This is a genomic window from Hungatella hominis, assembly GCF_014288005.1.
GTDB lineage: Bacteria > Bacillota > Clostridia > Lachnospirales > Lachnospiraceae > Hungatella > Hungatella effluvii.
Genome location: NZ_JACOPB010000007.1, coordinates 66,485 through 81,233, shown reverse-complemented (window position 1 = coordinate 81,233; position 14,749 = coordinate 66,485). Strand labels below are relative to the sequence as shown.

Here is a 14,749-nt window from a genome sequence, read left to right as displayed (position 1 = left end):
CATGCTATTCCTTTCCATATTCAGCTATTGTGATCTTCGTTATTCCCTTTGTGCCGGCAAGTGAGGCGGAGACCGCGGTGTAGATCATGAGAAGCGGGCAGAGCAGACAGGACAGGAGAGGGTTTACCGCAAAGCGGAAGGAGGGGGCGCCGAAACCGGAGAGCACCAGGCTGGCCAATGCCCCGCCTACAGTATTGGCCAGAAGGATTCCGGCAAAGACTCCACACACGGATACGAGTACGAAACGGCTTATATACTGCAGCCGGATGTCCCCGGCCGTGAACCCGGAGGCCTTCATCACGGCGATGGAGTAGCGGTCCTTTGCGGTCAGCATGTTGACAAACAGCAGTGTAATCAGACCGGTGAGCGCAAGAGCCACCGCAGCCGCAGCGATGGCCGCCAAGCGGATGGAGTTCAGCGTTGGTCCGTAAGTCTGGGCGACGTAATCACGGATATCCGTGACTTTCGTATCGTGAAATGTGTCCCCATATTCACGGACAGTCTGTGAGAGCATCGAGGGATCCTTCAGTCCGGCGTAGATGACGGCCCATACCGTATCATCTGAATCCGCCGGGAAGGCGGCCTTCGCCGTTTTTCCCCCGTTGGTGATGTCGGAATAGATTCCGCTTACCGTCATGGTCTGTGTACCGCTGCCGGTAATCAGTGTGAGTCTGTCTCCCGGGTTCTTGCCCAGTTCTTCGGCGTTCATGGCAGAGAGGGCGATCTCATCGGGGGAGACGGGGGCCTGCCCTTTTACGTAGGAAACAGGAAATACCCGGTGATCCCCCAGCTCTGTCAGTAGATTATGAACGGTGCCGTCCGGCGTTTCCACCTGAAATGCCTTGGTAATCAGCGAAGTATGGCGGAGAATGGAGTCGTCCTGTTCCATCTCCCGGGCGATCCGGGCGGCATCTTCTGCCAAATGGTCTGACTGGCGCAGATCGATCCGCAGATCACAGTTACCGATTCCCATGTAGGTGACGAAGCCCCTGGACGACATGGTGGTATACAGATTGATGGGAATCACAAGGAGAAATGCCGCAAAGAGAAGTACGGTGAAATTGACGCCGTACAGCTTCTTTTGCAGGAGTACATCCCGGATTCCCAGGAAAATGCTGACATTGGAAAAATGGCTGTGGCTCAGAGCCATCCGGCCGGCGCCGCCGGAAGCTATCGGCCCGGTACCGCGCCGCATGGCCTCAGAGGCGGATATATTCTGTAAACGTCCCAAAACTCCATTTACATAAAGCAAAATGGCAAAAAACACGATCAAAACGCCCGCCGGTGCGAGGAATAAGGAGGCCGTCCCGTTTCCGCCGGTTCCCATATTTAGACGGATATTCTGAAGAAGAAGGCTCTTAAGCAGGAATGACAGAACGATGCCTGCCATGCATCCAGCTGCGGCAATTGCCGCATATTTGGCGAGATACAATTTCTTTATGTCGGAGACGCGCAGGCCGACCGCCTTCATCACACCCAGTTCCCGGTAGTCGGATTCCAACTGGGACAGGAGCGTAAAACGAATGCATAAGAAGGCGATCATCACGGTCAGGAAACCGAGAAGCAGGATCACGGCGATCATCATGCCGTCGGATAAGGCGCCCAGCATGCGAAACAGCGGGTATGTGACGGCCGGACCGTTGGAAGGAAGTCCGGCGGCCATATAATCAGCGGCAAAGGCATCCAGGGCCGACAAGTCTTTTAAACGGAATTCGATTAAATGTTCCATAGTTCCGAGGTCTCTCAGCCGCTCAAAATCCTGGGGACTTACGAGGAAGCGTTTGGAGGAAGAGAGCATGGAGTTCATCTGTGAATCCCGCAGAAATCCGGCTGTGCGAAACGGAATTCCACAGACGTAGACGGTGTCGCCTGTCTTCATGGCGGCTTCCTGCATATAGCAGACCGGAACGTAGATATCTCCGACGGCAGGGGTAATGACGGCTCCATCCAGGTCCAGAAGGTAATCAAACGCACCGCTCTGAGTGGAAATACCGTTGTCCTGCGTACTGCTGATCAGGGATTGGCCGTTCAGTTCAATCCCCCCGTTGTCAATATTTAAAAATTCCAGAATTTGATACCGGTCAACGGCCTCATGGTGTGAGGCAAAACGGTTTAAGGGCTCAGCATCCAGCGGACCGGAGTGCATCTGCATAAAATGGGGTGTTTCTGCCTGCACCATCAGCCGGTCCAGGGCGCCTGCAAGGTTCAGAGCCAGAATAACGGCCAGGGAGACGAGCATGGCGGCCAGCGCCACAAACAGGGAAGTGATCATGGTGGTGAGCCGGCTTTTTCTGATATCGTTACGGATGATGCGGCAATAGTTCATAACTTACCTCGTTTCTTCAAGGGCCCTCACGGATTTAATCCGGCAGGGCAGAAAGGATATGGCGGCCAGGAAAATACCGGCTGCGACGATCAGGAGACCGGAACCTCTCCCGGAGCCGATGGAAAACAGCGCGCCGGTACCGTCTGCCAGAATGCCGGAAACTGCATAAGCGGCCACGTATCCCAGCTGTGACAGGACACCGATCAGCCCCCAGGCTCTGCCCTGGAAATCATCGGCAATATTCGTGCGGACGAGAAAATCCAGCGCTGCGTTTGCAAAAGGCAGGGAGGAGAAGAAAAGAAATCCAAAAGTGCAGATAACTACAATGTTTTCCCTGATTCCAAAACCGGCCATGAAGATCCCCGCTGCAAAGAGGGCGGCAGACAGGATAACCACGCGGTTTTTCTTCAAACTGACCGTCCCGATCACCAGACTGGAGATGAGCATGCCCGAGGCGCAGATGGTCTCGGAAACACCGAGGACAGTGCTGTCTGCGAAGCCCAGGATCATCGGGCCGAAAAGCGTCTGGATAAAGCCTAAGAAAAATGTGATGGCAGAAGACAGAATAACCAGCACCAGCACGCCCTTCTTCTGTGTGATGGCATTCCATCCTTCCGAAAATTCTTTGGTAAAGGATTTTTTCTCCATTGTCTTCCTGGAGTCGATCCCTTTCCGGACGACCAGCGTCGCAGTAATCGTCAAGAAAAAGGTAGCGGTATCTAAGAGAAGCAGAAGACGAATATCGGAGATAGTGAGCAGCAGGCCTGCGAGTACCGGAGAAATCAGGTATTTCGCAGATCCCGCGACGCCTACCAGACCGCTGGCCTTCGTATATTGTTCCGGCGTCAGCAAGTCGGTCACCGTGGCCTTGTAGGCGGGATCGAGAAGCGAGGAAAACACAGAACTTATGGTAACGCCCACACAGATTTGCCACAACGCGGCCTCCCCCTTAGAGAGGCAGAACAGGATAAAAAGGAGTCCCAGCGCGGACAGGCCGTCGCCCAGTATCATTAAGAGTCTGCGGTCATAACGGTCTGCCAGAACCCCGGCAGGAACACCCAGAATCAGTCCCGGAGCAAAGGCCAGCAGTGTGACGAGTGCCGTGGCGGAGGCCATACCTGTCTGCTGAAAGACGTATACGCCCAGCCCGAAGGAGGTGAGTCCGCTTCCGATGGCGGAAACCAGTTCTCCTGTCCAGAGGAGAAGAAATTTATTAAAATTAGTTGTCTGCTTCATTCCTCTCGACCTTTCTGCTGCCGAACACCCTCATAAGATCCGACGCAAGACTCCCGGTCTCTGCTCCCAGCAGCCGTTCTATATTGAAGATAAGCGCCTGCGTCCGCTCGTCTCTCAGTTCCTCTGAGGTTTCCGTGGCATCGTCGAAGAAGACGTTGCTGTAGACCATAATCATCTCCACACACTCCCTTGGGTAGGGAGTCTGAAAGTATCCGGCCTCCGCGCCTTCCCGGATTAACCCCGTCAGAATCGGAGTGACGCCGTTTAATACCGCCATCTGTGTCTTCTGGTGCATCAGCGCGTTCTGCGGCCGGTGCATCTGTTCCTTCAGCTCCTGACCGCCCTTTTGGCTGACATTCAGCGCCAGTATCGTACGGATCAGACGTTCTCTGGCGGAGAGACTGCTGTCGGACGCGGCCTCCTGCGCCGCACTCAGGATCTGCCTGTTATACCGGTCAATCAGGGCATCCAGAATATCCTCTTTAGATTTAAAATGGTAGTACAGGGTTCCTCTCGCGATTCCGACCATCTCTAAAATATCGCCGGTACTGGTATTGTCAAAGCCTTTCCGGGCGAAAAGTGTATCTGCCGCATCCAAAATTTCATTTTTACGTATCTCGGGTTCTTTTACCGTTCTCATTGTGCCGTCTCCTTTTACGATTCATTACCGACTGGCTGTCGGTCTATAAAAGAGAATACCATACTCTGATCTGTTTGTAAAGAGAAAGAATAAAAAATATGGCAGCATTTATGATACAAAAAAACAGAGCCGATGTTTCTGCTCTGTTTTTTCCAGTCTTTTCACTCTGCTTTTTGCTATTTAGTTTTTCAGACGTTCCTTTAATTCCTTTAACGCCTCTCCAAACTGTCTGGAGGAAGCGGTCGGGTTTCCTCTTAAGAGGCCCTTGCGGTAGAAGCCCAGATGTTTGGATAGCTTGTCCCTGTTTTCTGTGAGGGACTGGAGACGTTCACTCAGTGAGGATAAGTCGGGGACTGCCTTGCCTGCAGTCTCCTTGAAGAGGGAAGCGGCCTCGAGGCCCCGTTCCGCACTTTCCTTTAATGCGTTTATGGTCTCTTCTGTACGCATGGCAGTTTCTGCTTTCAAGGTGGTGATCTTTACAGCGGCTTCGCCCTTTAGGTTGGCCGCCCGCTGAATCTGCTCGTCACGCAGGTCGGAGAGCTTGTCCGCGGTTTCTGCCTTTAAGAGAGCCATCTGCACCTGGATCTCCTCCAGCTCCGCCTTCATCTTTGTCATGGACTCCAGCACGCGGCCCAGATCGAGGGCCTCTTTCGTGGATTCCACCGTGTCGGCCACAAACAGGGCTCCGATAATGCCGCATAAGACGATGCACACGATGGGGTTTAAATCCAGGACCACGGTTTCCACGGGGCGGTGAATAAATTCTGTCAGCACAATGGTCAGAAAGCCCCAGGCAATGGAGGTGCCCAGGCAGATATAGCCGTTAATATTGAAGGGATTGTTGGTGTAGTCCCAGTATTTCATTTTAAACAGGCGCTCCATGGTCCAGCCGGTGACGTATTCCAGTGCGGATGCGCCGATCATACCGGACAGAAAAACAAGGAACAGGTTATCCTGGAACGGCAGGGAGACCCAGAGCATGATGATGGCCCCGCTTCCATATAACGGGAGGAGCGGAAGGCGTAAGAAGCCGCGGTTTACGAAATGGCCGCATTTTAGGGAAACGTATGTGGATTCAATGATCCAGCCTATGAAGCAGTAAATGAAGAAAAAGAGGAGCCATTGATACCAGGTGTATATGTACATAAGTAAAATCCTTTCGTTTAAAATTATCGACTTAACGATCTATACTATATCATAAACGTTTTTGTCGAATTTTACAACCCAAACTTGGCGCGCTCTTTCCCCTTGCCAGAACGGCGGTTGTCATGTAAAATGGGTAAAGAATAAGAAGATTGAGGAGTTTACGAATGAGCATATTAAACGTTGAACATCTGACACATGGATTTGGAGACCGGGCCATCTTTAGCGATGTGTCGTTCCGTCTCTTAAAGGGAGAGCACATCGGCTTAATCGGAGCCAACGGCGAAGGCAAATCCACATTTATGAATATTATTACCGGAAAGCTTCAGCCTGACGAAGGTAAGGTTGAATGGGCGAAGCGCGTCCGCGTCGGCTATCTGGATCAGCATACGGTTCTGGAAAAGGGAATGACGATACGGGACGTGTTAAAGTCCGCGTTTGCATTTCTGTTTCAGATGGAAGAACAGATGAATGAGATCTGTGACCGCATGGGCGAAGCGGGAGAGGAAGAGATGGAAACCATGATGGAAGAACTGGGAACGATCCAGGACCTTCTGATGGCCCACGATTTCTATATTATAGACTCCAAGGTGGAGGAGGTGGCCCGGGCCCTGGGGCTTACGGATATCGGCATTGATAAGGATGTCACCGAGCTCTCCGGAGGCCAGAGGACCAAGGTTCTGCTGGGAAAACTGCTTCTGGAAAAACCGGACATCCTGCTTCTGGACGAGCCGACCAACTATTTAGACGAACAGCACATCGAGTGGCTGAAACGTTACCTATTAGAGTATGAAAACGCCTTTATTCTGATATCTCACGATATTCCATTTTTGAACAGCGTGGTGAATATCATCTATCATATGGAGAATCAGAGTCTGGACCGCTATGTGGGAGACTACGATAAGTTTGTGGAAGTCCATGCCGTGAAGAAGGCGCAGCTGGAGGCAGCTTATAAGCGCCAGCAGCAGGAGATTGCGGAGCTGGAAGACTTCGTGGCGCGCAACAAGGCCCGGGTGTCAACCAGGAACATGGCCATGTCCAGACAGAAGAAGCTGGACAAGATGGATGTCATCGAGCTGGCGCGGGAGAAACCGAAGCCGGAATTTCATTTCCTGGAGGCGAGAACCGCGGGAAAGACGATCTTCGAGACCACTGATCTGATTATCGGTTACGACGAACCGCTGTCGAGACCGCTAAACGTCCGTATGGAGCGTGGGGAAAAGATCGTATTGGTCGGCGCCAACGGAATCGGAAAGACGACGCTCTTAAAGAGTATTCTGGGACTGGTACCGCCGCTGGACGGAAAGGTGACGCTTGGCGACTACCTGTCGATCGGCTATTTCGAGCAGGAGATGGCGCCCGGCAACAAGACGACGTGTATCGAGGAGATCTGGAAGGAATTTCCGGCCTATACTCAGTACCAGGTCCGCTCCGCCCTGGCCAAGTGCGGCCTGACGACCAAGCACATCGAGAGCCAGGTCCGTGTCCTGAGCGGAGGTGAGCAGGCAAAGGTGAGATTATGTAAACTCATTAACCGGGAAACGAACGTGCTTCTGCTGGACGAGCCGACCAACCATTTGGACGTGGAGGCGAAGGAAGAACTGAAGCGTGCATTGAAGGAGTACCGGGGAAGTATCCTCTTAATCTGCCATGAGCCGGAGTTTTATGAGGGCGTGGCGACAAAGGTATGGGATTGCCGGGAGTGGGCGCTGAAGCTGTCATAGAAGAAATTGATATTCCGTTCCTTCCCGGCAGGGCGCCGGGAAGGAATGATGATAATAAAGAAGCAGCCGCCTTGTTCCAGGCGGCTGCTTCTTTAAACTATTGGGAATGGTAGGTATAATAAATTAGGATAATGTCTTTAGGGGGGCCGGATGATTTTTTGGATCATCCGGTATGAGTATGAAAAAGCTTTGTGTTAATCACTGTTTTGTGATTAGTTATATAATATCAGGAATTTGTGTGCAATCTGTGGACTTTCCATTAAGAAAAAATAAAAAAGGTTATAACTTTATGAAGTATTTATTTAAAATTATTTCGTAAAAACCGGGTATGCTATTCTTATGTTTCTTTTTCTTGTGCCCTGCTCCCCGAACGTCCTTTTTCATTCGGTTCCCGAATTCCTTTATACAGACAAAATTCCCGCTCCGAGGGGGATCGAAGCGGGAACTAATCTTTAGGGGGGCCGGATGATCTTATGACCATCCGGTATGAGTATGAAAAAGCTTTGTGATTTCAAGTAAGTTACTTGAAACAAAGGCCCGCTATCCTCTCGGATAACGTATTCTCAGTATACGGGGAAATTGTGACCAAAGTGTGTATTGGACATAAAAAAACCATAAACATAATAAAAATAAAAAAAACCCTTTAAAAACAGGTTGTTATTGTATATAATAAGGGAGATAAACGAAATTTAACAAAACAAGCGAGAATTCCCCCACCTCTACAGGTGGAGGGCTGAAATGTCAAAAACAAGCTTAACGGCAGTGGCGGGCGGAGAGAAATCGGTATCCCCACTGACATGAAGTCAAGCCGCACATCTATAAGATGTAGTCGCACTCTGTGAAATTATCGAGCGTGGATTGAAACAACTATTAGGGCCAGTAACCCGAATTTGAAAAACAGATAAAGGAAACTCTGGGAACCGTTTAAGCGAACAGGAGGAAATAAATTATGATGTCCAATGATATCGGTATCGACTTAGGTACCGCCAGCATACTTGTGTATATTAAAGGGAAAGGTGTTGTGTTAAAAGAACCTTCCGTAGTTGCAATCGACCGTGACACGAATAAAATCAAGGCAATCGGGGAAGAGGCAAGACTGATGATCGGCAGAACGCCGGGCAACATCGTCGCAGTCAGACCGCTTCGCCAGGGTGTTATCTCCGATTATACCGTAACGGAGAAGATGTTAAAATATTTCATCAACAAGGCCGTAGGCAAGAAAACACTGAGAAAGCCGAGAATCAGCGTCTGCATTCCAAGCGGAGCCACAGAGGTTGAAAAGAAGGCGGTAGAGGACGCTACGTATCAGGCGGGCGCCAGAGAAGTAGCGATTATCGAAGAGCCGGTTGCGGCTGCCATCGGCGCAGGCATCGATATCGCCAAGGCCTGCGGAAACATGATCGTAGATATCGGCGGAGGTACTTCCGATATCGCCGTTATTTCCCTGGGCGGTACGGTAGTGAGTACGTCCATCAAGGTGGCCGGCGATGATTTCGATGAGGCGCTGGTCCGTTATATGCGCAAAAAACACAATCTTCTGATCGGTGAGAGAACCGCAGAGGAGATTAAGATTAATATCGGTGCTGCTTACCGCAGACCGGAAGTTCTGACCATGGAGGTTAGAGGCCGTAACCTGGTTACCGGTCTCCCGAAGACGATTGTTGTTACCTCCGATGAGACTCTGGATGCCTTGAAAGAACCGGCCATGCAGATCGTGGACGCCGTACACAACGTACTTGAGAGAACTCCGCCGGAACTGGCTGCCGATATCTTTGACCGCGGCATTGTTCTTACGGGCGGCGGCTCCCTGCTTTCCGGCCTGGATTCTCTGATCGAGGAGAAGACGGGAATCAATACCATGATCGCGGAAGATCCGCTTACGGCAGTTGCGATCGGTACAGGAAAGTTTATCGAGTTCACCCATGACGGCGGTAAGTCTGAATTTTAACCATTTGAGCAGGATAGTTGCAGGACAACCCTGGCGGATCATAGGATTCCGGCAGGGCTTGTTTTGTGACTGCCTGCTTTCTGTATTTTTTCTATGACGACAAAGGGGGAAGACCATGGCGACGGTCTGCGGATTTGTAGAACGAATTAAATATCGCAATGAAGAAAATGGCTATACGGTCTTGAGCCTTACGGACGAAGGAGAGGAATACACTCTGGTCGGCAATTTCCATTATATCAGCGAGGGCGAGATGGTGGAAGCCACCGGCCCCATGACCGAGCATCCGGTCTATGGGGAACAGATGACGGTAGAAACCTACGAGATCAAGGCTCCCGAGGATACGGCCGCCATGGAGCGTTACCTGGGATCCGGCGCCGTAAAGGGAATCGGAGCCGCGCTGGCGGCCCGGATTGTCCGGCGTTTTAAGGCAGATACTTTCCGTATTATGGAGGAAGAGCCGGAGCGTTTATCCGAAGTGAAGGGGATCAGCGAGAAGATGGCCATGGCGATTTCCGAGCAGGTGGAAGAGAAGAAGGAGATGCGCCAGGCTATGATGTTCCTCCAGGAATACGGCATTTCCATGAGTCTGGCCGTGAAAATCTATCAGGAATATGGCCCCAGGCTTTATACGGTTATTAAAGAAAATCCATATCAGCTGGCAGACGATATCGCCGGCGTGGGCTTCAAGATGGCGGATGAGATCGCCAAGCGGGTGGGAATCTTCACGGATTCGGATTTCCGCATTAAATCCGGCGTTCTCTATACGCTTCTTCAGGCCACCGGCAATGGCCATACGTACTTACCGGAGACGGACCTCCTCTCCCAGGCAGCGGAGCTCCTGCGGGTAGAACCGGAAGCCATCGAAAAACATCTGATGGACATGCAGATCGACAAGCGTCTGGTGATCCGGGAGTCGGAGAGCGTTCGTGTTGTCTATGCCTCCCAGTATTACTACATGGAGATGGGCGTGGCGCGGATGCTCCACGATTTAAATATCAGGGGCCGGGAGCCGGAAGAGAAGATCAGAAAGAAGCTGCTTCAGATTCAGAAGGAAGAGTCGATCGAGCTGGACGAAAAACAGGTGCAGGCTGTGGTGGAAGCGGTAAACAGCGGACTTCTTATCATCACGGGCGGACCAGGAACCGGAAAGACGACGACGATCAACACCATTATCCGGTATTTTGAGAGTGAGGAGATGGAGATCCTTCTGGCAGCGCCGACTGGCCGGGCGGCGAAGCGGATGACCGAGGCCACCGGTTATGAGGCCAGAACCATACACCGGCTGCTGGAAATCTCCGGTATGCCGGGGGACGAGCGTTCCATCGGCATGCATTTTGAAAGAAATGAGGAGAATCCCCTTGACGCGGACGCCGTCATCATCGATGAGACTTCCATGGTGGATATCCATCTGATGCAGTCTCTGTTAAAGGCGGTCAATCCGGGAACCAGACTGATCCTGGTGGGTGATGTGAATCAGCTGCCCAGCGTCGGCCCCGGCAATGTGCTGAAAGACGTCATCGAGGCAGGCTGTTTTAACGTAGTTATGTTAACCAGAATCTTCCGGCAGGCGAGCCAGAGTGATATCGTCGTCAACGCCCATAAGATCAATGCAGGTGAGACGGTTCCCCTGGGAAAGAAGAGCAATGACTTCCTGTTTATCAAGCGGGATGATCCTAATATGATTATCAACGCCATGATTACCCTGGTACAGAAGAAACTGCCGGGGTATGTGGGCGCAGACCCCTACGATATCCAGATCATGACTCCCATGCGGAAAGGCGCGCTGGGGGTGGAACGGCTTAACACCATCCTGCAGGAATATCTAAATCCGCCGGATAAGAGCAAGCTGGAGAAGGAGAGCGGAGGCGTGACCTTCCGTGTGGGCGACAAGGTCATGCAGATCAAAAATAATTACAACATCGAGTGGGAAGTCCGGAATAAATACGGGATCCCTGTGGACAAGGGAACCGGAATCTACAACGGGGATATCGGAATCATCCGTGAGATCAACTTATTTGCGGAGCTGGTTACCGTGGAGTTCGATGAGGGCCGTATGGTGGAATACAGCTTCAAACAGATGGAGGAACTGGAGCTGGCTTATGCCATCACCATCCATAAATCACAGGGAAGCGAGTATCCCGCCGTGGTGATTCCCATTTTCAGCGGTCCGAAGATGCTGATGACGCGGAATTTAATCTATACCGCAGTGACGCGGGCCAGGGCCTGTGTCTGCCTGGTGGGAGTGCCGGAGGTGTTCCAGGCCATGGTGGATAATGAGATGGAGCAGAGACGGTATTCGGGGCTTAGGGAGAGGATTTGTGAGATTTATGAAACCGTGCTCCAGGAGTAAATGAAACAGCCGGACCGGGCAGATGAATATGCCGCCCGGTTTCGGCTGTTATTTTCGGAGACTGTCGCTGTATGCGCTGGGGGTCATCCCCGTTTTCTTCTTAAAGAGCTGGGAAAAATAATGGGGATTATTGCCGCAGCCAACTTTTTCTGCGATGATCTGAATCTTCTCGCCGGCAGCGATGTATTCTTTGGCCCTCATAATCCGAATATCGGTCAGGTAGTCGGAAAATCTGCGGCCTGCTTCCTTAAAGAATCGTTTGCTGACGTAATCCACATTCATAAAGAGAACCTGCTCGGAGATAAATTTTAACGTCAATCCTGAGTTGCTTAAATTTTGTTCCACATAGGTAGTGATCTGATCAATCATGGAGCTGGTATTGGTATCTTTGGGCGGTAGAAGGAGCAGTCGTTTTAAGTGATCCAGAATCCGTGATTTCAGTTTTGCCGGATCCGCTTCAGCATCTATTTCAAACAGCCATTCCGTCAGGTTGATGGCGGAAAAGGCCGGATTATCGGCAGAGGCTTTCAAGAGCAGGCTTCCGGAAAGCTGTTTTAAAAATGCAGTGTCTTCGATTCCCAGAAGAAGCTCCGACAGGCTTTGAAAGCTGTCCTGTGATCCGGATTTTAACTCCTGATACAGTCTTTCCGCCTCAGACATGAGGTAGTTGTAATTGCACGTATAAAGCAAATGAAAGTTGTTCAGATAATAGATAATACTGAACCGCTTTAACTTGACCAGGATCACTTCCAGAAGTTCACACAGACTGTGATAAGTCTCTTTTTGGATTTCCAGTTCTACAGGCTTGATGGGAAGCGCCAGCTGCTTTATAAACTGTTCCAGCATTCCGCAGTCTGCCGAATAGTCCTTAAAAAACAGGAGAAGAGTATTGTGTACGTAGGTTCCGTGTATGGTAATCTGCAGCATAGTCTGCTCACAGTAATGCTTCAGCTCTTGAAGAAATACTTCAAGGCTGCCGATCTCCAGATAAAATACATAGAAAAGCTGGTATGGCGTGGAATAAAAGTCGAGATACGGCTCATAGGACCGTATGATTTCCGGCAGAGCCTTATTCTGTCCCAGGCTTTCACTGATAACACTGGAGACAATATTATGGTGCATGCTGCTGGTCAGAAGAAAATGGCCGTCTTCCAGGGAACGTGTGCGTTTTCTTGCGTAACAGTCTTTCGCAACATCCACAATACAGTCCGAGATCAATGACTTGTTGCAGGGCTTTAACACGTAATGCCTGACCCCGTACTTCATGGCTTCCTTCGCGTACTCAAACTCGCCGTATCCTGACAGAATAATAAAGCATGTATCCAGATCCATGAGTGAGACCTTTCTGATCAGTTCCAAACCATCCATTCCCGGCATCCGAATATCAGTCAGGACAATATCCGGTGCCTCGTCGATAATCATATCGTAAGCTTCCAGGCCATTTCTGCACAATCCGGCCAATTCCACACCAAGTTTCTCCCAATCAATGAGACAGGAAATGCTTTCCCTTATGACGCGCTCATCGTCGGCAATTATCATTTTCAACATAAGATCCCCTCCTGATCCGTGATATAAGGCATAATAATTCTGGCAACCGCCCAGTCGTTTTCATTGTAAAGGGTAAGACCGTAGTCTTTTCCAAACATCAGCTTGATCCGTTCGTTGATATTAATAAGGCCAATGCCAAAGCCATGGGGCTTTATTTCCTGTGAACGCAGTTTTTCCAACAGGTGATCTTCAAAGAGGGAGCCGTCATTTTTGACCAGAACGGTCAGTGTATCCGATTCCGGCTGATGCTCGATGGTGATTTCTATGGTACAGAGCTCTGTGGACTCCTCCAGACCATAATTAATGGAATTCTCCACGAGAGGCTGGATACACATCTTGGGGATCTGAGCGTTATACCATGCCTCGTTGCAGTGAATGGAATACTCCAGGCGGTCTTCGAATCGGTATTTCTGGATGGTGATGTATGCGGTTACGATTTCCAGCTCCTTCTTCAGATCAAAATGGGAGGTGGAGTTACTGAGTGTAGCACGGAGCAGAGTGCCCAACGATTCCACCATGGATGATATCTCCATATTGCCGGCCACCTGTGCACGCCAGTTGACGGATTCCAGAGTATTGTATAAAAAATGCGGATTGATCTGGGTTTCCAGAGCCTTAAGCTGCGCATCCTTTTTCCATAACTCGTTTACATAGTTTACCTGTATGAGATTTCTGATCTTTTCGGCCATGTGGTCAAACTGCCGGTTTAAAAGACCGAACTCGTCTTTGCGGCAGCTGTAATCGTAATCGCTTTCAATGACTGCATTTTCGTCGGTACTGAAGACTTCCATTTTACGAATCAGCCCTCTGGTGTGGCAGCTGATGAAGGATATCATGGATTCCGAAAATGCAATGGCTGACAGGATGCTCAGGATAATCATGCAGATGCTGAGTGTCCGTACAAATGATACCGACTGAAATATGGGATCGTAAGAGACATAGCAAACGTAAGTCCAGTCAAAGCCGGGAATCGTCTCTTCCGTCACAAAGTACTTATGTCTGTCAATTGTCATGATCTCATAGCTCTGCCCGGAAGGTTTCCGGCGCTGGTCATGAATGGAAGCTGAGACGGGATTGTCATTATAAATAATGGTATCCCCTGTCAGTATATAGTATTGGGGATCCTCGTACATCGAGTTATCCTTGTTTAAAGAATCCATAAGCGCTTCCAGGTCCAGAGATACGAGAAGCGTGCCCAGCTCTTCCAGATTGGAGCTCTGGATATTTTTTATCAGGCGTCCCATAAAGATTCCGTAATCTTTTCCGTAGTCGCTGATCCATACAGGCCTGCCGTCTGCGGCCTGAGCGGCGTCGAGAACAGTACGTTCAATCTCTTCGGGAGTTTTGCGCGAACCGAGAAAATTCGAATAGGTGATAAAATCAGGGTTGTTAAGGGTAATATAACTGATAAAATTAGGCTTATACTGCTGATAGTATTCCAAAACCGTATAGGATAGATTCTTGTACGCTTCAGTCCGAATACGCGGATTGTCCGAATGTCTGACATCGGCAAGATTGTTTTGTATATTCGAGTCGGACAGCATGAGTCCGGACATGGTTTCGATATTGGACAAATAATAAGAGATCGTGGTCGCAGAATAAGAGAGATTATTGGCAATGGTATTTCTTAACAGCTTTAAATAAGCGTTAGAAACGATCTGCAGCCCGGCCAGACTGACTCCTGATATCAGGAAGATGGAGACCAGAACAATCGTAAGAATCTTTCTTTTTAAAGACGTATTGGAAAATAGCAGTTTTATTTTAGTGGCCAGAAGTTCCATCATATCGTTTCCCCCTTATTTGTCCGCAAGCTGTGTCCCTGACACTATAATCA

10 protein-coding genes are annotated in these 14,749 nt (G+C 50.1%); 4 read left to right on the top strand and 6 right to left on the bottom strand.

All coding sequences use genetic code 11. The features are described 5' to 3' along the window. Nucleotides 1–4: 4 nt before the first annotated feature. The 4 genes from H8S75_RS16440 to H8S75_RS16425 all read right to left on the bottom strand — a co-directional run bounded on the left by H8S75_RS16440 (nucleotide 5) and on the right by H8S75_RS16425 (nucleotide 5,348). Complete coding sequence (locus tag H8S75_RS16440) at nucleotides 5–2,326, bottom strand: ABC transporter permease (protein ID WP_187022574.1); 2,322 nt, start codon at nucleotides 2,324–2,326, stop codon at nucleotides 5–7. Nucleotides 2,327–2,329: 3 nt separating this feature from the next. Then, nucleotides 2,330–3,562: an MFS transporter gene (locus H8S75_RS16435; protein WP_187022573.1), complete on the bottom strand. Its 1,233-nt coding sequence runs from the start codon at nucleotides 3,560–3,562 to the stop codon at nucleotides 2,330–2,332. Beyond that, nucleotides 3,546–4,202 carry a TetR/AcrR family transcriptional regulator gene (locus H8S75_RS16430; protein WP_187022572.1) on the bottom strand — a complete coding sequence of 219 codons (657 nt, stop codon included), beginning with the start codon at nucleotides 4,200–4,202 and terminating at the stop codon, nucleotides 3,546–3,548. The genes H8S75_RS16435 and H8S75_RS16430 overlap by 17 nt, the downstream gene beginning before the upstream one ends. A gap of 180 nt (nucleotides 4,203–4,382) precedes the next feature. Beyond that, on the bottom strand, nucleotides 4,383–5,348 hold the full coding sequence (locus H8S75_RS16425) for a putative ABC transporter permease (RefSeq protein WP_110322934.1): 966 nt from the start codon (nucleotides 5,346–5,348) through the stop codon (nucleotides 4,383–4,385). 164 nt (nucleotides 5,349–5,512) lie between these two features. Between H8S75_RS16425 and H8S75_RS16420 the strand changes: the two genes are divergently transcribed. The 4 genes from H8S75_RS16420 to recD2 all read left to right on the top strand — a co-directional run bounded on the left by H8S75_RS16420 (nucleotide 5,513) and on the right by recD2 (nucleotide 11,367). Beyond that, nucleotides 5,513–7,069, top strand: coding sequence for an ABC-F family ATP-binding cassette domain-containing protein (locus H8S75_RS16420; RefSeq protein ID WP_002601802.1), 1,557 nt, complete (start codon nucleotides 5,513–5,515; stop codon nucleotides 7,067–7,069). Beyond that, complete coding sequence (locus H8S75_RS16415; protein ID WP_187022726.1) at nucleotides 7,033–7,182, top strand: hypothetical protein; 150 nt, start codon at nucleotides 7,033–7,035, stop codon at nucleotides 7,180–7,182. The genes H8S75_RS16420 and H8S75_RS16415 overlap by 37 nt, the downstream gene beginning before the upstream one ends. A gap of 836 nt (nucleotides 7,183–8,018) precedes the next feature. Continuing rightward, nucleotides 8,019–9,017 (top strand): rod shape-determining protein, encoded by a 999-nt coding sequence (locus tag H8S75_RS16410; protein WP_187022571.1) that lies wholly within the window; start codon nucleotides 8,019–8,021, stop codon nucleotides 9,015–9,017. A gap of 115 nt (nucleotides 9,018–9,132) precedes the next feature. Then, nucleotides 9,133–11,367 carry an SF1B family DNA helicase RecD2 gene (recD2, locus tag H8S75_RS16405; protein WP_187022570.1) on the top strand — a complete coding sequence of 745 codons (2,235 nt, stop codon included), beginning with the start codon at nucleotides 9,133–9,135 and terminating at the stop codon, nucleotides 11,365–11,367. 48 nt (nucleotides 11,368–11,415) lie between these two features. On the opposite strand, the gene H8S75_RS16400 is transcribed toward recD2, so the two are convergent. Both H8S75_RS16400 and H8S75_RS16395 read right to left on the bottom strand, forming a co-directional pair. Next, nucleotides 11,416–12,915 carry a response regulator transcription factor gene (locus H8S75_RS16400; RefSeq protein WP_187022569.1) on the bottom strand — a complete coding sequence of 500 codons (1,500 nt, stop codon included), beginning with the start codon at nucleotides 12,913–12,915 and terminating at the stop codon, nucleotides 11,416–11,418. Continuing rightward, complete coding sequence (locus tag H8S75_RS16395) at nucleotides 12,909–14,699, bottom strand: cache domain-containing sensor histidine kinase (RefSeq protein WP_187022568.1); 1,791 nt, start codon at nucleotides 14,697–14,699, stop codon at nucleotides 12,909–12,911. The genes H8S75_RS16400 and H8S75_RS16395 overlap by 7 nt, the downstream gene beginning before the upstream one ends. Between the last annotated feature and the right edge of the window lie 50 nt (nucleotides 14,700–14,749).